This window comes from Salegentibacter mishustinae (genome assembly GCF_002900095.1).
Classification (GTDB): Bacteria; Bacteroidota; Bacteroidia; order Flavobacteriales; family Flavobacteriaceae; genus Salegentibacter; species Salegentibacter mishustinae.
Genome location: NZ_LLKN01000002.1, coordinates 813164 through 832186, shown reverse-complemented (window position 1 = coordinate 832186; position 19023 = coordinate 813164). Strand labels below are relative to the sequence as shown.

The 19023-nt window shown below is 37.3% G+C and carries 19 protein-coding genes and 1 pseudogene; 15 read left to right on the top strand and 5 right to left on the bottom strand.

Going from position 1 to position 19023, the window contains the following annotated elements; genetic code table 11:
- Positions 1-33: 33 nt before the first annotated feature.
- Entirely contained in the window at positions 34-1173 is a 1140-nt protein-coding gene (locus APB85_RS06645) for a PepSY-associated TM helix domain-containing protein (RefSeq protein WP_057482549.1), read from the top strand.
- Between the two features lie 49 nt (positions 1174-1222).
- Here APB85_RS06645 and APB85_RS06640 read toward each other — a convergent pair whose 3' ends face one another.
- The gene (locus APB85_RS06640) at positions 1223-2182 is read right to left on the bottom strand and encodes an NAD-dependent epimerase/dehydratase family protein (protein WP_057482548.1); all 960 of its coding nucleotides are present in this window, start codon (positions 2180-2182) and stop codon (positions 1223-1225) included.
- A gap of 155 nt (positions 2183-2337) precedes the next feature.
- Here APB85_RS06640 and APB85_RS06635 point away from each other — a divergent pair, with 155 nt between their 5' ends.
- The 4 genes from APB85_RS06635 to APB85_RS06620 all read left to right on the top strand — a co-directional run bounded on the left by APB85_RS06635 (position 2338) and on the right by APB85_RS06620 (position 8082).
- On the top strand, positions 2338-2901 hold the full coding sequence (locus APB85_RS06635) for a hypothetical protein (protein ID WP_057482547.1): 564 nt from the start codon (positions 2338-2340) through the stop codon (positions 2899-2901).
- A gap of 56 nt (positions 2902-2957) precedes the next feature.
- Positions 2958-3440, top strand: a complete 483-nt coding sequence (locus APB85_RS06630) for a nuclear transport factor 2 family protein (RefSeq protein WP_057482546.1) — start codon at positions 2958-2960, stop codon at positions 3438-3440.
- A 153-nt stretch (positions 3441-3593) separates the two neighbouring features.
- Entirely contained in the window at positions 3594-5663 is a 2070-nt protein-coding gene (locus APB85_RS06625) for a M13 family metallopeptidase (RefSeq protein ID WP_057482545.1), read from the top strand.
- Between the two features lie 265 nt (positions 5664-5928).
- Positions 5929-8082: a prolyl oligopeptidase family serine peptidase gene (locus APB85_RS06620; RefSeq protein WP_057482544.1), complete on the top strand. Its 2154-nt coding sequence runs from the start codon at positions 5929-5931 to the stop codon at positions 8080-8082.
- Positions 8083-8123: 41 nt separating this feature from the next.
- On the opposite strand, the gene APB85_RS06615 is transcribed toward APB85_RS06620, so the two are convergent.
- Both APB85_RS06615 and APB85_RS06610 read right to left on the bottom strand, forming a co-directional pair.
- Positions 8124-8483 (bottom strand): YraN family protein, encoded by a 360-nt coding sequence (locus APB85_RS06615; protein ID WP_057482543.1) that lies wholly within the window; start codon positions 8481-8483, stop codon positions 8124-8126.
- Between the two features lie 58 nt (positions 8484-8541).
- Positions 8542-9111: a hypothetical protein gene (locus APB85_RS06610; RefSeq protein ID WP_057482542.1), complete on the bottom strand. Its 570-nt coding sequence runs from the start codon at positions 9109-9111 to the stop codon at positions 8542-8544.
- Positions 9112-9246: 135 nt separating this feature from the next.
- Between APB85_RS06610 and metG the strand changes: the two genes are divergently transcribed.
- The 4 genes and pseudogenes from metG to APB85_RS17660 form a co-directional block, all read left to right on the top strand.
- On the top strand, positions 9247-11334 hold the full coding sequence (metG, locus tag APB85_RS06605; RefSeq protein WP_057482541.1) for a methionine--tRNA ligase: 2088 nt from the start codon (positions 9247-9249) through the stop codon (positions 11332-11334).
- A gap of 151 nt (positions 11335-11485) precedes the next feature.
- Positions 11486-12388 (top strand): histone deacetylase family protein, encoded by a 903-nt coding sequence (locus APB85_RS06600; RefSeq protein ID WP_057482540.1) that lies wholly within the window; start codon positions 11486-11488, stop codon positions 12386-12388.
- A gap of 160 nt (positions 12389-12548) precedes the next feature.
- On the top strand, positions 12549-13934 hold the full coding sequence (locus tag APB85_RS06595) for a glycoside hydrolase family 9 protein (protein WP_201780899.1): 1386 nt from the start codon (positions 12549-12551) through the stop codon (positions 13932-13934).
- A gap of 95 nt (positions 13935-14029) precedes the next feature.
- Positions 14030-14326, top strand: a pseudogene (locus tag APB85_RS17660) (glycoside hydrolase family 9 protein); the annotation flags it as partial.
- A gap of 151 nt (positions 14327-14477) precedes the next feature.
- On the opposite strand, the gene APB85_RS06590 reads toward APB85_RS17660, so the two are convergent.
- Positions 14478-14810: a single-stranded DNA-binding protein gene (locus APB85_RS06590; protein WP_057482539.1), complete on the bottom strand. Its 333-nt coding sequence runs from the start codon at positions 14808-14810 to the stop codon at positions 14478-14480.
- Between the two features lie 184 nt (positions 14811-14994).
- Between APB85_RS06590 and APB85_RS06585 the strand changes: the two genes are divergently transcribed.
- The 6 genes from APB85_RS06585 to APB85_RS06560 all read left to right on the top strand — a co-directional run bounded on the left by APB85_RS06585 (position 14995) and on the right by APB85_RS06560 (position 18510).
- The gene (locus tag APB85_RS06585) at positions 14995-15558 is read left to right on the top strand and encodes a sugar O-acetyltransferase (protein ID WP_057482538.1); all 564 of its coding nucleotides are present in this window, start codon (positions 14995-14997) and stop codon (positions 15556-15558) included.
- Between the two features lie 250 nt (positions 15559-15808).
- Positions 15809-16444 carry a hypothetical protein gene (locus APB85_RS06580; protein ID WP_057482537.1) on the top strand — a complete coding sequence of 212 codons (636 nt, stop codon included), beginning with the start codon at positions 15809-15811 and terminating at the stop codon, positions 16442-16444.
- Positions 16445-16483: 39 nt separating this feature from the next.
- On the top strand, positions 16484-16849 hold the full coding sequence (locus APB85_RS06575) for a cupin domain-containing protein (RefSeq protein WP_057482536.1): 366 nt from the start codon (positions 16484-16486) through the stop codon (positions 16847-16849).
- A gap of 145 nt (positions 16850-16994) precedes the next feature.
- Positions 16995-17612, top strand: a complete 618-nt coding sequence (locus tag APB85_RS06570; protein ID WP_057482535.1) for a DEAD/DEAH box helicase — start codon at positions 16995-16997, stop codon at positions 17610-17612.
- Positions 17613-17634: 22 nt separating this feature from the next.
- On the top strand, positions 17635-18060 hold the full coding sequence (locus tag APB85_RS06565) for a DUF4174 domain-containing protein (RefSeq protein WP_083482219.1): 426 nt from the start codon (positions 17635-17637) through the stop codon (positions 18058-18060).
- Positions 18061-18162: 102 nt separating this feature from the next.
- Positions 18163-18510, top strand: coding sequence for a hypothetical protein (locus APB85_RS06560; RefSeq protein ID WP_057482533.1), 348 nt, complete (start codon positions 18163-18165; stop codon positions 18508-18510).
- Between the two features lie 7 nt (positions 18511-18517).
- Here APB85_RS06560 and APB85_RS06555 read toward each other — a convergent pair whose 3' ends face one another.
- On the bottom strand, positions 18518-18988 hold the full coding sequence (locus tag APB85_RS06555) for a CBS domain-containing protein (protein ID WP_057482532.1): 471 nt from the start codon (positions 18986-18988) through the stop codon (positions 18518-18520).
- Between the last annotated feature and the right edge of the window lie 35 nt (positions 18989-19023).

The following is a 19023-nucleotide window of genomic DNA, read 5'->3' as shown; positions in this document are numbered from 1 at the left end:
GTCAGTCTTATTTTAAGTTTTATACAAGAAGCCATGTCAAAGAAGAAGCAAAAAAAGAAAAAATATACGTTTAGAAAATTACTTAACGATCTGCATTTATGGTTGGGCCTGGGCAGCGGAATTATCCTATTCTTAGTTTGCCTAAGCGGAACCATTCTCACCTTCCAAACCGAAATAAAATCACTTTTTACTGAAGAATTAAAAGTAAGCCCGAAACAAGGTGAACTAATTGCTATTGAAACTCTACAGCAAAACCTTGAAAAAGAAGGTGCGGTTACAGGTCTTACGTTACCTGAAGATCACAATAAAGCTTATGAATTCAAGGTGAAAATTTCTCCTGAAGATAGACGCGGCACCACTTTTTATATAAATCAATATACCGGCGATTACCAACAGCTAGGTGAAAATCCTGCAGATGAATTTTTCTTTACGATGTTTAGAATGCACCGTTGGTTGCTATTCGATTCTGCTATTGGGAGGCCTATTGTAGGTATTGCAACCATTATCTTTCTATTTTTATCTATAAGCGGAGTTGTACTTTGGTTTCCGAAGAAAAAAATAAGGTGGAAAACCTTAAAACCGGGCTTTAAAATTAAATGGTCTGCTAACTGGAAAAGGATTAATCACGATTTGCATAATACCCTTGGTTTCTATTCCTGCTTATTATTAATTGTAATGACGCTAACCGGGCTATTCTGGTCGTTTGATTGGTATAAAGACCTCGGCAGTCAGGTTCTGGGAACCCAGGTTTTTGGTGGCCGCGGCGGACCGAAAATTGCTTCAGAAACCAAGGCAGAATCTAAAACCCTGGAACTTGCAGAAATTATTAATATTTCTAATCAAAACCTAGATTATCCCGGGGAGACTTCAATTTCATTTCCGCAGGACGAAAATGGTATTTTTTCCATTAGAAAATATGAATCTGGCAACTGGTCACCCAATACTTACGATATGTTAGTGATAGATAGAGACGGGAAAATTCTTAAAAAAGAACTTTTTTCAGAAAAACCGGCAAACGTCCAGGTAGCTTCATTAATAAAGCCAATTCACACAGGCGAAATATTCGGTACTTTTTCAAAAATCCTATATTTTTTAGCCTGTATAATCGCAACCAGTTTACCAATTACCGGAACCATAATCTGGCTTAATAAAATGAAGAAAAAGAAGAAATAAACTGCCTGATAGCAAGTTAACGGAGCTATATCAAGACTCGATTATCGAGTTATTTCGCAGTTTTCAGTTGTTCAGAAACTCCGGCAAGCATTTCTTTAACCAGGCTTTGCATATCAAAATCGTGCTTCCATTGCCAGTCTTTTCTAGCTTCAGAATCATCTATACTCGATGGCCATGAATCGGCTATTTTTTGTCTAAAATCTGGTTCGTAGGAAATCTTGAATTCAGGAATTTCCTTCTGAATAGCTTCAGAAAGAACTTTTGGTGTAAAACTCAAAGCCGAAAGATTATAAGAAGACCGCACCTTTATTTTTTCTGAAGGAGCTTCCATAATATTTATAGTAGCTTTAATCGCATCGTCCATATACATCATTGGCAGACCGGTATTTTCAGCTAAAAATGAAGTGTAGGCTTTATTCTTAAGTGCTTCGTGAAAAATTTCAATCGCGTAATCTGTTGTTCCGCCACCGGGAAGAGTTTTATAACTTATAATGCCTGGATAACGTAAGCTTCTTACATCTACCCCGTATTTATCGTGAAAATATTCACACCACCTTTCCCCGGTTTGTTTACTAATTCCATAAACCGTTGAAGGTTCCATGATAGTAGTTTGTGGGGTATCGTTTTTAGGAGTGGTAGGACCAAAAACCGCAATGCTCGAAGGCCAGAAAACTTTTTTAATCTTTTTATCCTTAGTGAAATTCAAAATATGAAAAAGCGAATCCATATTAAGGTTCCAGGCTTTCATTGGGGCCTTCTCTGCTGTAGCGCTTAACATTGCGGCCATCAGGTAAACTTCGCTAATATTATATTGGTCTATTAAAGCTTCTATTCTAGCTTCATCAGTTGCATCAGCTGCTTCAAACGGGCCAGAACTCATAAGCTCTTCGCTTCCTTCTCTTATATCGCTTGCAACCACCTGATCATTTCCGTAGATATCGCGTAATTTCAACGTTAATTCGGTTCCAATTTGTCCGCAAGCTCCAATAATTAAAATTTTACCGGCCATAATATTGATTTTTCCGCAAATATATTTATTTACGCAGAAGTATTCGCAACGAAACGCCCGAAACCTTTCTCTTTGTTAGAAATCTTTTATCTCTTTAGCTTTCACAGCAGGAATTTTATGAAAACCGAAATATTTTAGACTAACTTTGTATTTCTATGAAAAAACTGGTTTTTATATCATTTATTTTTCTTTGGTCTTGTGGTGAAAAATCATCAAATAAAGACATTTCCAGTACTCAACTAGATTCAATAGCCCTTCAACAGCCTATAAAAACCACTAATCAGGAAGTGGTTTTACTTCCCGAAGCTAGAGAGCAAGTCATACAATGGTTGTCTTATATTGCTGCACAAAATGAAGTCGACCAATTAAAAAATTATAACCTGCGGCAAACCATAGAAAGTTCTAAGCCTATCTCGCAGGTAATGGAATCACTTGCCTCAAGTATTCCCGATTCTTTGAGTTCTAATGCGGTAAGGGCACGTGCCAATGTTCTGGCTACTAAAGCAAAGGTTTTAGACCAACTTTCTCACCGCCGGCAATTAGATGCCGATGCAATTACCGAGGTTGCAGGTGAAATTCCTGTAGAATTCAATAATTTTAAAATTCAGCTTAATGAGCTTTTCCTGAAAACCCTGGAAGATTTTGAAGAAGAACTGGATGAGTTTAAAGCAGAAAGAGACACTATTTCTACAACTTCCGATTCTATTTCTGCACAGTAAGTTTTCACTACCAGGTTTATGAAAATTTACTATCTTGAATTATATAAATATTCAGGATGAAAAAAATCGCAATCTTTATTTTTTTACTTTTCAGTATAACAATTTCTGCAGAGGATAAATCCAACATAGATCAAGTACTAACGCAATGGCATAAAGCTGCTTCAGAAGCCAATTTCGAGGAGTATTTTAGTTTAATGACCGAAGACGGAGTTTTTATAGGCACCGATCCTACCGAAAACTGGCAAAACAAAGATTTTAGAGCGTTTTCTAAACCGTATTTTGACCGCGGAAAAGCCTGGAATTTTAAGACTTTAGAGCGAAATATTTATACCGAAGAAAATAGTGATATTGCGTGGTTTGATGAATTGTTGGCAACCCAAATGGGAATTTGCCGTGGCTCTGGCGTGCTTAAAAAAACTGAAGAGGGCTGGAAAATTGCTCATTATGTACTTTCCATAACTATCCCGAACGAAAATGTAGAAGAAGCTACTGCGCTTAAAAAACCCTTTGACCAAAAGCTTATAGATTCCCTTGACTAATAGCTAACCTAATATTTCCCTATAGAATCAGCCATACCGGTGTATCTCAAAAATTCAATAAAAATTGAATAAGATTCGCTTTAAATAATTTTCAGCTAAATAATCATCTTTTTAGTACTTTAGCGGGAAATTTCATAATAATTTAAACCACACATGAAAAAAATAACCAAAGTAATGTTCCTATCGGTTTTGGGAGCTGCTACACTAAGCAGTTGTCAGGATAACGAAAAAGAACAAACTGAAAAAGAAGAAGTTCACGGTATTAACCTGGCTTATATGGATACTACCGTAGCGCCACAGGACGACTTTTTTAAGTATGTAAACGGAAAATGGGTAGATTCTACCGAAATCCCTTCAGATCAAACTACCTGGGGAAGTTTTATGGAGCTTCGCGAACGCACCGATGAAGACGCCATGGCTTTGTTGGAAAGCGCTTCTAAAAACGACAGTTTAGACCCTTCAAGCGATCAGGCTAAAGCGGTTTATCTTTATAACACGATTATGGATACCGTTGCCAGAAACGAAAAAGGTGTAGAACCGGTAAAACCATATTTAGAAAAAGTAGAAGCTATAAGCAACAAGGAAGATTTACAGGATTTCCTTACCGAAATGCAACAATACGGCGGCGCCGGATTTTTCTCTTTCGGCGTACGTTCAGATGCTAAAAACAGTAATATGAACGCGGCTTACCTTTACCCTTCAGGACTGGGTTTACCAGATCGTGATTATTACGTTGCAGATGATGCAGACTCTAAAGAAAAAAGAGAAAAATACAAGCAGCATATTACCAGAATGCTTCAATATATAGACTATTCTAAAGAAGAAGCAGCTGATGCGGCAGAACGAATTTTGGCTTTTGAAACTAGCCTTGCAGAACCTAGACTGGACAAAGTAGAACGCCGTGATGCCCGCAAAACTTACAATCCAAAAACAGTAGCACAGCTTCAAAATATGGTTCCGGCTTTTGATTGGAATACTTACTTCCAAGAAATTGGAGCTAAAAATTTAGACACGATTATAGTTTCTCAGCCTGATTATATGAAATCACTTCAGGATGTAATTGCTAAAAATTCTGTTGAAGACTGGAAAGACTATTTAAAGTGGAGCATCTTTAACGATGCAGCAGGAACACTTTCTACAGACATTGAAACTGCAAACTGGGAATTCTACAGCAAAACACTAAGAGGAGCCCAGGAGCAACGCCCTCGTGACGAACGCGCTTTACAAATGGTAAACGGAACTCTTGGAGAGGCTTTAGGTAAACTTTATGTAGACGAACATTTCCCTGCTGAAGCTAAAGAAAAAGCCCAGGAAATGATTTCTAACCTAATTAAAGCTTACGAAAACAGGATAGATAACCTAAGCTGGATGGGCGAAGAGACCAAGAAAAAAGCTAAAGAAAAGCTGGGAACCACAACTATTAAAGTTGGTTACCCAGATGAATGGAAAGATTATAGCGATCTTGAAATTGTAAATGTTGAAAACGGTGGTTCTTTTTTCCAAAATATGATGAACTCCAGCAAATGGAGAGTTGCCGATAACATGGCAGATCTTGGCCAACCGGTAGATAAGAGCGAATGGTTTATGCCACCACAAACCGTAAATGCTTATTACAACCCAAGCTATAACGAAATTGTATTTCCTGCAGCTATTCTTCAGCCACCATTTTACGATTATAAAGCTGATGCCGCTGTAAACTACGGTGGAATTGGAGCAGTAATTGGGCACGAGATCTCTCACGGATTTGATGATAGTGGTTCTCGCTTTGATGCTGAAGGAAACTTGAATAACTGGTGGACAGACGAAGATCTAAAACAATTTGAAACACTTGGAAAAGATCTTGCAGATCAATACAGTAACATTGAAGTATTGGATAGTGTTTATATAAACGGACAATTTACTTTAGGCGAAAATATTGGAGACCTTGGCGGGGTTAATGCCGCTTACGACGGTTTACAAATTCACCTGGAAGAACACGGAGATCCAGGAAAGATTGATGGTTACACTCCAGAGCAACGTTTCTTCCTTTCATGGGCAACCGTTTGGAGAACCAAAATGCGTGACGAAGCCTTGAAGAATAAGATCAAGACAGATCCTCACTCTCCTGGAATGTATCGTGCTTATGTTCCATTGCAAAATATAGATGCCTTTTATACTGCTTTTGATATTGAAGAAGGAGATAAAATGTATGTAGCACCAGAAGATCGAGTTAAGATCTGGTAAACTATAATTTAAAATTAAGGGAAAGGCCGGTCTATAGACCGGCCTTTTTTTATGAATTAGTTTTAGATTATGGAAACTCAATCTTAAAAATTCGAAATAACTATTAACTCAAGAGATTCATCTCGAGAGAGCATCAGAAGTTTATTGTAAATTTCTTTCCTAAGATTTCAGACTTTCCTGAAAATTATTAATTTTAACAAAAATTTTACAATCTAAGAGTAAACTCCCTAATTTACTTCTCCAAATTCAAGTTTTTATTGCCGTAATGAGAAATTTCACTATCCTCTTATTCCTTTTTTCAGGAATAACCACATTTTGTCAAAATGAATATGATTACCCCAAAGCCCCCAAAGAAGCTACAACAAACACCTATTTTGAAGAGGTGGTTGAAGATCCTTACCAATATATGGAAAACTCCAGTGATGCAAAATTGCAGAATTGGCTGGAAGAACAGGCTAGATTTACCAGGGCACAATCAAAGAAACAAACCAATTACTGGGATCTTAGAGCTCAAATTGCAACCATGTATAGAGTTCGAAGGGAAAAAACCGAAGATCATATAAAAAAGGATTCAAAATTTGAAGATAAGTTTGAAACTAAAGAAGACTGGAATCCTTATACAGGTTCTATGGATCTTTTATATAAATTGAAAGATCAACAAAACTGGAAAAAACTAATTAGTGGAAAAGATATTATAAGTAGTAAAGAGGAACGTGTTCTTTACGGAAATACGAGCATAAATGAAAGTGAAAACCTAATAGCTGTGGCTATTTCGGTAAACGGTAGCGACTGGGCCCAGGGACATATTTATGATCTCACCACGGGATCAAAATTTCCATACACGATTAAGAACATTAGAACAAGTACAAATTTGGAGTGGGACGGCCGTAAATTATATTATACCGCCTATAAAAAACCTAAAGAAGGTAGAGAATTATTAGATACCCCAACCCATAAGACATTATACCGTCTTTCCATAAATAACGCTGCAGCGAACCCGGAACCTATATACAAAAATCCGGATACTAGTGGCACCTATAATTTTTGGTATGATATTCACGAGAAAAACTTAAAATTATTCCATCATATCCATTCCCGGGGAACCTGGTATAATGCTATATCTATTGCAGATCTTAACAAAGAAAATTTTCAACCAAGAAGGTTTCTGGTTTATCCCGCAGAAGAAAACGTAGAACTAAGTATTAAACACATTAAAGGTGATTCTGTTTTCCTAAAGACTACTATAGGAGCTCCCAAAGGCAAAGTACTTCTTGCTAATTTAAACACGCCTAATAAATTGAGTGAGTTCATCCCTGAATATGATATTGACCTTCAATACGTACTTAAATTAGGTAAAGATAAACTTGCGTGTATCTATCGTAACGAGGGACAAAACATCGCTCTAATTTTTAATTTAAAAGGTGAGTTACTTCGGAAAATAGATTTCCCGAAGGGAAAGAAATTAAATCATTTCTACGAATTTAATGATGATGCCAGGACCACCAAGTTTAGTATAAGTTCTTTTTTTCACCCTACCACCTGGTACCAACTAGATCTTGATAATCTTGAATTTAAACCTTCTGAATCTATTTCGGTGCCCTATGACATTAATAGTCTGGAAACCCGATATGTTACTTATACTTCAAAAGATGGCACAGAGATAAACATGTACATCACGTGTGATAAAGAAACCGTTCTAGATGGAACCAACCCTGTGCTAATGTATGGTTATGGTGGTTATGGAACAACTGTAGAGCCCTCTTTTAGCTATGCTACAGGACTTTTATTGGCTCACGGTGGTATCCTGGCTGTTCCCAATATAAGAGGCGGGGGTGCCAATGGGAGCGATTGGGCATTAGCAGGCCGGCGATTAAAAAAACAGAATGCTATAGACGATTTCATCGCTGCAGGAGAATATTTAATAAAAAATAACTATACCTCTTCAGAAAAATTTGTTATTAAAGGAGGTTCCCATGGCGCATTACTGGTAGAAGCTGCTGCTACACAAAGACCCGAACTTTTTAAAGCAGTTATTGCGGAAGCAGGCCCCTATGATATGCTTAGGTTTAATTTATTTACAGTTGGTGGTATGAATACAAACCTAAAAGAATTTGGAACCCCGGAAAACTTAGAGGATTATAGAAATTTAAAATCCTACTCTCCACTTCATAATATAACTGAAGGGAAGAGATATCCTAACACCCTTTTGATTACTGGAGATACCGATGATCGAGTACCCCCCCACCATTCTTATAAGTTTCTTGCTAAACTACAGGAGCTAGGAGATCCTTCTGGTCTTTACCATCTATATGTTACGCCGGGATCTGGCCATGGCGGAGCATTGAAAAAACAAGATTCTCACAATAAGATTTTGTATGAGTACTACTTTTTATTTGAGCAATTGGGAATAGAGCTCTAACCCTAATTCGATAATATTAAATAGAGCTATATAAATGTAGACTAGAAATAAAGAAAAGCATCTTCGAGGTGTTCTACCTGAATGCCTGCTTTATTCTTAATTATCGCAACGATATCAAACCTTACTTCCAGGTCTAATTGGTGATCGTTTAAAAAAAAATCGGCAGCTTTTACGAGCTGCCGAATTTGTTTAGGCTTTACAAAACTTTGCGGGTCCCCAAAATCGGGTGTGCTTCTTGTTTTCACTTCTACTACCACTAAGGTTTTATGCTTCCGTGCTAAAATGTCTATTTCCGCTTTATTATACACATAATTTTTAGCCAGAATTTCATAGCCCCTTTTTAAAAGGTGTTCCACAGCCAGGCGTTCACCCAATTCCCCCAAAGCGTTATGCTGAGCCATAATCGAATTTAGGTTTTATTATGACTTCATTTACTGGGGGATTTCCCGTAAAAAGCGCCTAATTGATAAGCATGATACTTTTCACTTTTAAATCCAGGTTTGCAATTTCTTCCTCGCTCGCTTCAATAATTCGGTCTCCATAATATTTATCGGCTGCTTTCCCGGTGGGACTTAGAAAAACTCTAAGTTTAGAGTTTTCGAATTTCCCATCATTCCACATTACTGCGCCACCATAATCCCAACCAAATCCGTAAAACGAGATTTGCTTTTTATTTAGTTCATTCAACACTTCATAAGATGTTCCAACTTCAATTCCTTTGGCAGATTTCCATTTTCCTTTTTCTGAAAATCGTATATCAAAAATTTCTTCGCGTTCTTTACTTTTCCAGGTAATATGCAGTTCATCTGGAGTATTTGGATACATTATGGTATAGGCTCTTTCCACAGTGCCCTCTTCAAACATCCCCATGTCTTCCTGAATATTTGCTTCAGGAAAGGTTTCAGCTAAATCTTCTGCATCATAGTTTGTAAGATTTTCAACTACAAATTTATCCTTAGCCATCTTAGTATTAGAGCTTCCACAGGCCACTAAACTAAGAACAAAAATTATTAAGCTTATTTTTTTCATTTGGTTAAATATTAGAAATAGATTTCTAGGCTAAAATGAGGAACATTTACCTTAGTCTCCCTGTGTTTTACAAGAATTTAACGCGTATTTTTAAGGAGTTGCTTACCTTTGCGGCTTCAATAAATTTTAAGATAAATGAGCAATACTCCACAGCGATACACGATTACCGCAGCATTACCATACACCAACGGCCCCATACATATTGGGCATCTTGCAGGTGTTTATGTTCCAGCCGATATTTATGCCCGCTATTTACGAATGCAGGGCAATGACGTGGCTTTTGTTTGCGGAAGTGATGAGCACGGAGTACCTATTACCATAAAAGCAAAGAAAGAAGGTGTTACCCCGCAGGATATCGTAGATAAATATGATGGAATTATCAGAAAATCTTTCGAAGATTTTGGGGTTTCTTTCGATAATTATTCCAGGACTTCAGCCAAAGTACATCACGATACTGCTTCAGCGTTTTTCAAAAAGATGTATGAAGATGGGAAATTCATTGAAGAGACAACGCAACAACTTTACGACGAAAAAGCAGGGCAATTCCTGGCCGATAGGTTTGTAACGGGAAACTGCCCAAAATGTGGAAACGAGGAAGCCTATGGTGACCAGTGTGAAAGCTGCGGAACTTCTTTAAACGCCACAGATCTTATAAATCCAAAATCGGCTATTACCGGGGAAGTTCCAACTTTAAAAGAAACTCGCCACTGGTTTTTACCTTTAGATCAATACCAGGAATGGCTGGACGAATGGATCGTAAAAGGCCACGCCCACGACTGGAAAAGCAATGTTCACGGGCAAGTGAAATCCTGGTTAAATGATGGTTTGCGCGCAAGAGCCGTAACCCGCGATCTGGATTGGGGAATTCCTGTGCCTGTTGAAGGTGGCGACGGTAAAGTACTTTACGTTTGGTTTGATGCGCCTATTGGCTACATATCTTCTACCAAAGAATGGGCCGAGCGCGAAGGCAAAGACTGGGAACCTTATTGGAAAGACGAGAAAACTAAATTGGTGCACTTTATAGGAAAAGACAATATTGTATTTCACTGTATTATTTTCCCGGTAATGCTAAAAGCACACGGCGAATATATTTTACCTGAAAATGTTCCTGCAAACGAATTTCTTAACCTGGAAGGAAAAAAATTATCTACCTCCAAAAACTGGGCGGTTTGGTTGCACGAGTACCTGGAAGATTTTCCAAACCAGCAGGATGTTTTACGCTATGTTTTAACTGCAAACGCTCCTGAAGCCAAGGACAACGATTTTACCTGGAAAGATTTCCAGGCCAGGAATAATAATGAGTTGGTAGCTATTTTCGGCAACTTTATAAATCGGGTCGTTGTCCTTACCAATAAATATTACTCCGGAATTGTTCCAAAACCAAATGATTATTCTGAAGTTGATGAGCAAACTGTAACAGAGCTAAAAGCTTATCCGGCGGTTATTGCGAGTTCTATTGAAAAATACCGTTTCCGGGAAGCTCAAGGCGAATTAATGAATTTAGCCAGACTAGGAAACAAATATTTAGCCGATGAAGAACCCTGGAAACTTATTAAAACCGATGAAGAACGTGTAAAAACAGTGATGTATGTTGCTTTACAAATCGCATCAGCATTAGCTACTTTAAGCGAACCATTTTTACCATTTTCTTCAACAAAACTTCAAAAAATGCTGAATTTCACCGATGCTGAAAGTCAGCTTTCCGGCAAGGAATATTCACAATGGGATAAGATCGCTACCAGAGATTCATTACTCCCCGCGGGGCACCAAATTGGAAAAGCAGAATTGCTTTTCAGCAAAATAGAAGATGCCCAAATGCAGCAACAATTAGACAAACTGGAAGCCACAAAAACTGCTAATGCAGCCGAAAACAATAAGGTAGAACCTCAAAAAGAAACTGCTACTTTTGAAGATTTCACCAAAATGGATTTGCGTGTGGGAACTATTATTGAAGCCCATAAATTGCCAAAAACCAAGAAATTAATGGTGATAAAAGTAGACACCGGGCTGGATCAAAGAACGGTAGTTTCAGGAATTGCAGAACATTATAAAGCAGAAGAAATTATTGGTAAAAAAGTTACGGTTTTAGCCAACTTAGCGCCAAGAAAACTGCGCGGCGTAGAAAGCCAGGGAATGATCTTAATGACCGAGAATTCAGCCGGAAAACTAGTATTCGTAAATCCGGATGAAGATGGTGTAGAACCGGGGACAACTATTAATTAAGTTTATTAAAAATGCATCTGAAAAATTGCCAATAAGCGTCATTGCGAGGAACGAAGCAATCTAAAATTGCCGACTCTCAACGGGCAGATTACTTCACTGCGTTCGTAATGACGTTTATAATTTGCTTATTGAATAGCCAATTACCTTGCAAATGCTCAAAATCGCCTACCATCCCATCTATAAACATCCTTTACCCGAAGGTCACCGTTTCCCGATGGAAAAATATGAATTGCTGCCCAGGCAATTACTTCATGAAGGAACCTGTAGCGAAGAAAATTTTTTTGAGCCGGAATTTCCAACCGACAAATATATTCTAAAAGCTCACGATGCTGATTATTTTGAACGCTTACGTGATTTAAAACTAAGCACCAGGGAAATTAGAAAAAGTGGTTTTCCACTTTCTGAAGCTTTAGTGAAACGCGAAATGATCATCGCCGATGGTACGATGAAAGCCGTGCATTATTCCCTGGAACATGGAATTGCTTTTAATATTGCTGGAGGTACTCATCACGCTTATTCTAACCGGGCCGAAGCATTTTGCTTACTTAACGACCAGGCAATTACTGCAAGATATCTTCAGCATAAAAATTTAGCTGAAAAAATTCTTATTGTAGACCTGGATGTTCACCAGGGAAATGGAACAGCAGAGATCTTTCAGCATGATGCATCGGTATTTACTTTTTCTATGCACGGAAAAGGTAATTATCCGTTCAAAAAAGAAAAGTCAGATCTCGATATTGAAGTCCCCGACGGCAGTGGTGATATTGAATATCTAAAACTACTAAAACAGACATTACCTGATTTAATAGAAAAACAAAAACCAGATTTTATCTTTTACTTAAGCGGTGTTGATATTTTAGAGACTGATAAACTTGGCCGACTCTCCTGCACGGTAAATGGCTGTAAAGAAAGAGATAGGTTTGTGTTGCAAACCTGTTACGATTTAAACATTCCGGTTCAATGCAGTATGGGTGGTGGCTATTCCAAAGAAATTAAGGTGATTATTGAAGCCCATGCTAATACTTACCGATTGGCTAAGGAAATTTACTTTTAGCAAAGTTTTCCCTTTTAAAAAATTCACTTTCCGCCTCTTGATTACCAGGAAATTTTTCAATTTCAATAGAAATTTAGAACAGACGTGGAAAAATGCTTTAGGAGCATTAACTTTAGTGTCGGCTAATTCAATATAATTATATCAATTTTAAACCTAAGTTATGAGGCTTGCAACAATATTCCTGGTTCCTTTTTTATGTTTTCTTCTGAATATTTCAGCATTTGCCCAATTAAATCAAGAAAGTTCAGGTTCAGATAAAATCAGGATCAACCAGGTTGGATTCTATCCTACAGGCCAAAAAATAGCGATTGTTGTAACTTCAGAAGCTACCAATTTTTCAATTCTTACAGTAGATGAAAAGAATAAAGTATTTTCAGGAAAACTTAGCGATGCGAAAGAATGGCCGCATAGCAAAGAAACGGTAAAACAAGCGGATTTTTCTTCCGTAGAAATCTCAGGAGAGTATGTATTACAAGTTCCGGGAATTGGTACCAGCCATCCTTTTTATATAGACAAAAATGTACATTTTGAGCCAGCAAAGGCAAGTATAAAAGCTTTCTATTTTCAGCGAGCTTCCACAAGTTTACCCGAAGAATATGCTGGAAAATGGGCAAGAGAAGCCGGCCATCCACACGATTTGGTAAAAGTTCATAATTCTGCCGCTTCAGCGAATAGACCGGTTGGATCTACTATTTCACGCCCCGGAGGATGGTATGACGCAGGAGATTATGGAAAATATATTGTAAACAGCGGAATTACTATGGGGACTTTATTTTCGCTTTATGAAGATTTCCCGGAATATCTGGACACACTTAATTTAAATATTCCAGAAAGCGACAACAATATTCCAGATTTTCTTGATGAAACATTGTACAACCTAAGATGGATGATGACAATGCAGGATAAAGACGGAGGTGTTTATCACAAGCTTACCAGCGCGAATTTTCATGGTGCAGTTGCGCCAAAAGATGCTACATTTCAGCGATGGGTAGTACAAAAAAGTACAGCAGCTACTTTAGATTTTGCTGCAGTAACTGCACAGGCAACAAGAATTTTCGAAGATTATAAAGATGAATTACCAGGATTAGCAGATTCGCTTTTGGTTATGAGCGAAAAAGCTTATCGCTGGGCGAAAGAAAACCCCAATGTAATTTACCACCAGGAAAAATTAAAAGATCCTGAAATAAACACCGGAGCCTATGGAGATCGCAATTTTAAAGATGAATTTCAATGGGCTGCCACAGAACTTTTCATAACCACAGGGAAGAAAGATTATTACCAGGAAGCTGGCCTGGAAACCCCTTTAGCACAAGACTTTGGAATTCCCGCCTGGCCAAATGTAAATACGCTTGCCCTCTACTCTCTTGCCAGGCACAGGAAAAGGTATAAGGATAGTGAGCTTGTAAATATTAATGCTATAATTGAGCAACTTACTCAAATGGCCGATAATCTGGGAGCTTCATCAAAAAGTTCTGCTTATGCGATTCCAATGGGAATAAATGAATCAGATTTTGTTTGGGGAAGTAACTCCACCGCAGCAAACTAGGGAATACTACTTTTGAATGTATACGAAATAACAGGCGACAGGAAATATCTTGATGCTGCAAATAGCAATTTGGATTACCTGCTGGGAAGAAATGCCAAGGCTTTTCCTTTTTAACCGGTTTTGGCGAGAAATCTACAAGAGATCCGCATCACAGACCTTCTGAGGCTGACGATAATGAAGATCCGGTACCCGGACTTTTAGCCGGTGGCCCAAACCCCGGGCAACAAGACAAAAATGAATGTGCAGAGAAATACACAACTGCGCATAACCACCCTGCAACTTCATATATTGATAACCGTTGTAGTTATGCCAGTAATGAAATAGCAATTAACTGGAATGCTCCTTTTGTATATCTTGCCAATGCTATAGAGGCAATACAGCGGTCAAAATAGTTAACTCTAATAAGTTTTTACACTTTTAGTTTTGCTATTGGATGGTACAAAATAAAAGTGGTTATTATCTTTTTTAAAGAAAATAACCACTTTTGCTCCACCTTAGCATTTGTACTCTTTTATAATTCTGAGAAATAATGCCCAAACCAGATTATTTTCCCATTAAAAGCAATTCATTACAAACTACTTCGGTTATATAGCGCTTGTTCCCGTCTTTATCATCCCAGCTTCGGTTGGTGAGTTTTCCCTCTACTCCAACTTCCTTGCCTTTATTTACATATTTTTCAACCAGCTCTGCGGTTTTCCCCCAGGCTACAATGTTATGCCATTGCGTATCGGTTATGCGTTCGCCATTTCCGTTTTTGTAACTCTCATTGGTAGCTACCGAGAATTTGGCCAGTTTCTTTCCAGATTCCAGGTTTACGATTTCAGGCTCTCTCCCAACATTCCCGATCAACTGTACTTTGTTTCTAATAGTGCTCATAACGTATTAATTTAAAAAGCTGAAAATCGTTAGTTCATTTCAACAGGACAAATATAACACAGTCTTTTAGTAGTAATCGTCTGGGAATCATTTGTTTACGTTTAAAGACGTTTGTAAACGTTTGGAAATGAATTAAGCAATCGGAAATTTTTTGTAATATTAAATTTCATAATTAAGACTTACCATGACCGAAAAAGAAAAAATGCTTTCAGGCCAATTATACCTGGCATCAGATAAAGAAATTGCAAAAGATAGGTATAATGCAAGACTCATATTTCAAAAAGCAAATAGGTTAGGGGAAGAAAAAGCAGATGAAAGAATAAAGCTCTTCTACTCCTTATTTGGAAAAGCAGGTAAAGATCTATGGATAGAGCCTCCATTTTATTGTGATTATGGATATAACATAAAAATGGGCGACCAGGTTTTTATGAATTTTAATTGCTGCATTTTAGATGTTGTAGAAGTAAACATTGGAAACAATGTATTTTTAGCGCCCAACGTACACATTTATACCGCAACGCATCCCTTAGATGCCAAAACTCGAGATTCGCTTTTAGAATATGGCAAACCGGTTACTATTGGCAATAGCGTGTGGATAGGCGGCGGTGCAACCATTTGTCCGGGAGTTAATATTGGCGATGGAAGTGTAATTGCCGCCGGAGCGGTGGTAGTAAAAGATGTTCCACCAAACGTACTTGTGGGTGGAAATCCGGCCAAAATCATTAAAACATTAGATAATAATCAATAGAATTCTGAAGTTCTAAGCTAAATAACAATTTAGCCCTTCAATTAGAACCTAATTTATTTTGGACTGATCCTGTTGGCTCATTAAGAGAAAATGATAAATGGCAAATTGCCGGGGAAGATCTAAGCATTTTAATGCAAATAGGAATTAAATATAAAATTCTTTAGCATACTACGCTCATTTCATTAGGAAAAAATTCCTTTTAAGGCGAAGTTGCTATTCTCTATAAGAAAGCTTTTCTTGTAGAAAAAAGATGCCACAAGAAGAACCCAAAGTTTGGTATGCCTGTTATGGTTCCAATTTATTGAAAGAGCGTTTTAGTTGCTATATTGGCGGTGGCCGCCCTGCAAATGCAAAACGCGTTTATCCCGGTTGCAGCAATAAAACCCTACCTGAAAAATCTAAAGGAATCACTATTAATGGTGAACTTTATTTCGCTAAATCTTCAAAAACCTGGAGTGGCGGTGGCGCCGGATTTATAAAATCTGACTTTGATAAAAATATAAAAACCCTGGGTAGAATGTACCTCATCACCCAGCAGCAATTTGTTGATTTGGTACAACAGGAAATAAAATTTGAAGGCGATTTTGATATAGATCTCCAACACGTAATTAAAAATCGTAGCCTGGATATGAAAAATAATTCCTGGTACGGGAAGATCATTTATCTGGGTGAAGATGAAAATTGCCCAATCTTCACTTTTACTAATGAAGATTATTTAAAAGAGGAAATAAATTCCCCACACGAATTTTACCTAAAAATAATTATTGACGGCCTTAAAGAAACCTACCAAATGAGTGAGGCCGAAATTGAAACTTATTTAAAGACCAAAGAAGGAATTAAAGGTTTCCCCATTGAAGCTAAATTACCACAGCTTATTAAAAACTGAACGTAATTTTCCTATTTTTAATTAGTTAACCCTAAACTTATGAAACCTGAAAAAGTAAATTTAAAAGATAAATTCGAGTTGTTTAATGAGCACTGGACGCCTAAAATTATTGGCGAACTCAACGGGCAACAGGTAAAACTCGCGAAATTAAAAGGGGAATTTGTTTGGCACGATCATAAAGAGGAAGATGAAATGTTCCTGGTTATTAAAGGAAGTCTAAAGATTGAATTTCGAGATAAAACTATTCGCTTAAATGAAGGCGAAATGTATATTGTCCCAAGAGGTGTTGAGCATAACCCTGTAGCTGAAGAGGAAGCCTGGATTTTACTTTTTGAGCCTGCAAGTACCAAACATACCGGCGAAGTGAAAGATAAACTTAGCGTGGAAAATCAGGAATGGATTTGAAATCCTGCCCTTTTCCAACAAGTTTTCTAAAAGCAATAATGTTTTATAGCGCTTTAATTATAGGGAAAGTTATCTTTGTAAGCTTCAGAAGCTTTTGATATTTATATAGAAAGATTAAAACGTCGGTAGCTTTAAAACAAATCTTATGTCCTTTAAAAAACTGAATATTCCGCTTAAAGAAGCTTTGGAAAGACTGAAAATTGAAAATCCGCTTCCATTTCAAAAACAAATTTTACCCAAAATTAAAAGCGGAAGAGATCTTTTTATCGTTGCTCCTGAAGGTTCCGGAAAAACTACCGCACTTGTAATTAGCACAATTCAGAAATTAGAAAGCGCAGCTTTTGAAGATGCTCCCAGAGCTTTGATTTTTGTTCAGGACAAAGAAGCTGCCCTGGCGCTGGAAGAAGAATTCAACAAATTCACAAAATATATGGACTTGCGTGTGTATAGCGCCCACGATGCACCAGCTATAGATAAACAAAAAGATGATATTTATGATGGAGTAGATATTGTGATCGCTACACCAAAAAAGTTATTTCAGCTTTTTAAAATCACCGGCATCAATGTAAGTCAGTTAAAGATCCTTGCGGTTGAAGACGCCGAATTCTTAACCAAAAACAGCGATTATAACGATCTAATTAGGATTCCGCAGCATATTACAAAATGTCAATATCTCGTTTTTGCCTCTACGATGAACCCGAAAATTGAGCGCCTAAAAGACTCCTTTATGTCTCGTGCCGAAATGCTTAGACTAAAGGTATAGTAGATTTTTCGTATTTTAGAATATGCTAAAATCTATAAGCTTCTTACTACTAATTTTCTTTTTTACTATGAATGTAAATGCGCAAGATCTTTCTAAACACCAATGGAAAGATCGTCTCATTTTGATTATTACTGAAGAGAAAACCGAAAAATTTCAACAACAAATTACCGAGCTTCAAAAACATCAACAAGGCTTAAAGGAGCGAAAATTGGTGGTCTACAAAATTTTACCTGAAAAATACAGCACCGGATTCCAAGAAGAAAACTGGAAGAGTTCTACAGAGCTCTATGGAAAATATAAAGTTAAAAATAGCGATTTCAGGGTTATGCTGATTGGTTTAGATGGCGGCGAAAAACTGGAACAAACCGAAGTGCTTTCCATAGAAAAACTTTTTAATACTATAGATAGTATGCCTATGCGGCAGGCCGAAATGAGAAAGAACAGATGAACCTAATTTCAGTAATTATTCAGCTTTTTATTTATATTTATTGTGAGAACAAAATTTAATTTAGGAGAAACCTTTAAAATATAAAGTCTCGAGTATCGAGTTATGCAAAAAACCTGTTTAGAATGTGGCGAAAAAATTGTGGGTCGGGTAGATAAAAAATTCTGCAGCGATTACTGCCGTAATGCCCACCATAATAACCTCAACAAAGACAGGAAAAACCTGGTAAGAAATGTAAACAACCAGCTTCGCAAAAATTATCGGATTTTAGAAGAATTCAACCCAAACGAAAAAACCACGATTAGTAAAAATAAATTACTCGCTCGTGGTTTCAATTTTGAATATCTTACCAGTATATACACTACAAAAACTGGTAAAGTCTATTATTTTGTTTACGACCAGGGATATCTTCCTTTAGAAAATGAAATTTACGCGTTGGTAAAACGCAACTAGCCGTAGATCAACCCAAATGCCAGTTATTACTTTTTAAGCGTACCGCAGCCCGCAAAACATCACTCTGACTAATTTGCCCAATAAGTTTCCCGTGTTCTACAATTGGAAATCTCCTAAATCGTTTTTCAATAAAGAGTTTCGCGGCATCCATCACATTCATATTCCCATCTATAGTATCAACATTACAAGTCATTCGTTTTCCTACCGTGGCATTATCTAAAGGCATATTATAATATCTGCTGTCAGAAATTTGTTTCATACAATCCCCTTCAGAAATAAGCCCCAATAACTTATTATTATCGTCTACCACACACCCACCGGAAATCTTATTTTTAGTGAGTTTTTCAGCAACATCCATAATATTTTCGTGTTCCTTAAAGGTAATAAGTGAAGTACTCATATAATCTCTAACTAACATTGGAGCGCTTTTTTCCTTTTCCGGCGCCGCCCGTTTTCCCTGAAAACTTTTAATACCCATAGCCTAAATTTTTGATTACTAATTACTTAAATATA

Coding starts and splice junctions, on each gene's coding strand:
- APB85_RS06595 (WP_201780899.1), top strand. CDS start 12,549: ATGAGGCTTGCAACAATATTCCTGGTTCCTTTTTTATGTTTTCTTCTG.
- APB85_RS06630 (WP_057482546.1), top strand. CDS start 2,958: ATGAAAAAAATCGCAATCTTTATTTTTTTACTTTTCAGTATAACAATT.
- APB85_RS06620 (WP_057482544.1), top strand. CDS start 5,929: ATGAGAAATTTCACTATCCTCTTATTCCTTTTTTCAGGAATAACCACA.
- APB85_RS06600 (WP_057482540.1), top strand. CDS start 11,486: ATGCTCAAAATCGCCTACCATCCCATCTATAAACATCCTTTACCCGAA.
- APB85_RS06565 (WP_083482219.1), top strand. CDS start 17,635: ATGCTAAAATCTATAAGCTTCTTACTACTAATTTTCTTTTTTACTATG.
- APB85_RS06645 (WP_057482549.1), top strand. CDS start 34: ATGTCAAAGAAGAAGCAAAAAAAGAAAAAATATACGTTTAGAAAATTA.
- APB85_RS06590 (WP_057482539.1), bottom strand. CDS start 14,810: ATGAGCACTATTAGAAACAAAGTACAGTTGATCGGGAATGTTGGGAGA.
- APB85_RS06635 (WP_057482547.1), top strand. CDS start 2,338: ATGAAAAAACTGGTTTTTATATCATTTATTTTTCTTTGGTCTTGTGGT.
- APB85_RS06570 (WP_057482535.1), top strand. CDS start 16,995: ATGTCCTTTAAAAAACTGAATATTCCGCTTAAAGAAGCTTTGGAAAGA.
- APB85_RS06555 (WP_057482532.1), bottom strand. CDS start 18,988: ATGGGTATTAAAAGTTTTCAGGGAAAACGGGCGGCGCCGGAAAAGGAA.
- APB85_RS06625 (WP_057482545.1), top strand. CDS start 3,594: ATGAAAAAAATAACCAAAGTAATGTTCCTATCGGTTTTGGGAGCTGCT.
- metG (WP_057482541.1), top strand. CDS start 9,247: ATGAGCAATACTCCACAGCGATACACGATTACCGCAGCATTACCATAC.
- APB85_RS06640 (WP_057482548.1), bottom strand. CDS start 2,182: ATGGCCGGTAAAATTTTAATTATTGGAGCTTGCGGACAAATTGGAACC.
- APB85_RS06585 (WP_057482538.1), top strand. CDS start 14,995: ATGACCGAAAAAGAAAAAATGCTTTCAGGCCAATTATACCTGGCATCA.
- APB85_RS06575 (WP_057482536.1), top strand. CDS start 16,484: ATGAAACCTGAAAAAGTAAATTTAAAAGATAAATTCGAGTTGTTTAAT.
- APB85_RS06615 (WP_057482543.1), bottom strand. CDS start 8,483: ATGGCTCAGCATAACGCTTTGGGGGAATTGGGTGAACGCCTGGCTGTG.
- APB85_RS06580 (WP_057482537.1), top strand. CDS start 15,809: ATGCCACAAGAAGAACCCAAAGTTTGGTATGCCTGTTATGGTTCCAAT.
- APB85_RS06610 (WP_057482542.1), bottom strand. CDS start 9,111: ATGAAAAAAATAAGCTTAATAATTTTTGTTCTTAGTTTAGTGGCCTGT.
- APB85_RS06560 (WP_057482533.1), top strand. CDS start 18,163: ATGCAAAAAACCTGTTTAGAATGTGGCGAAAAAATTGTGGGTCGGGTA.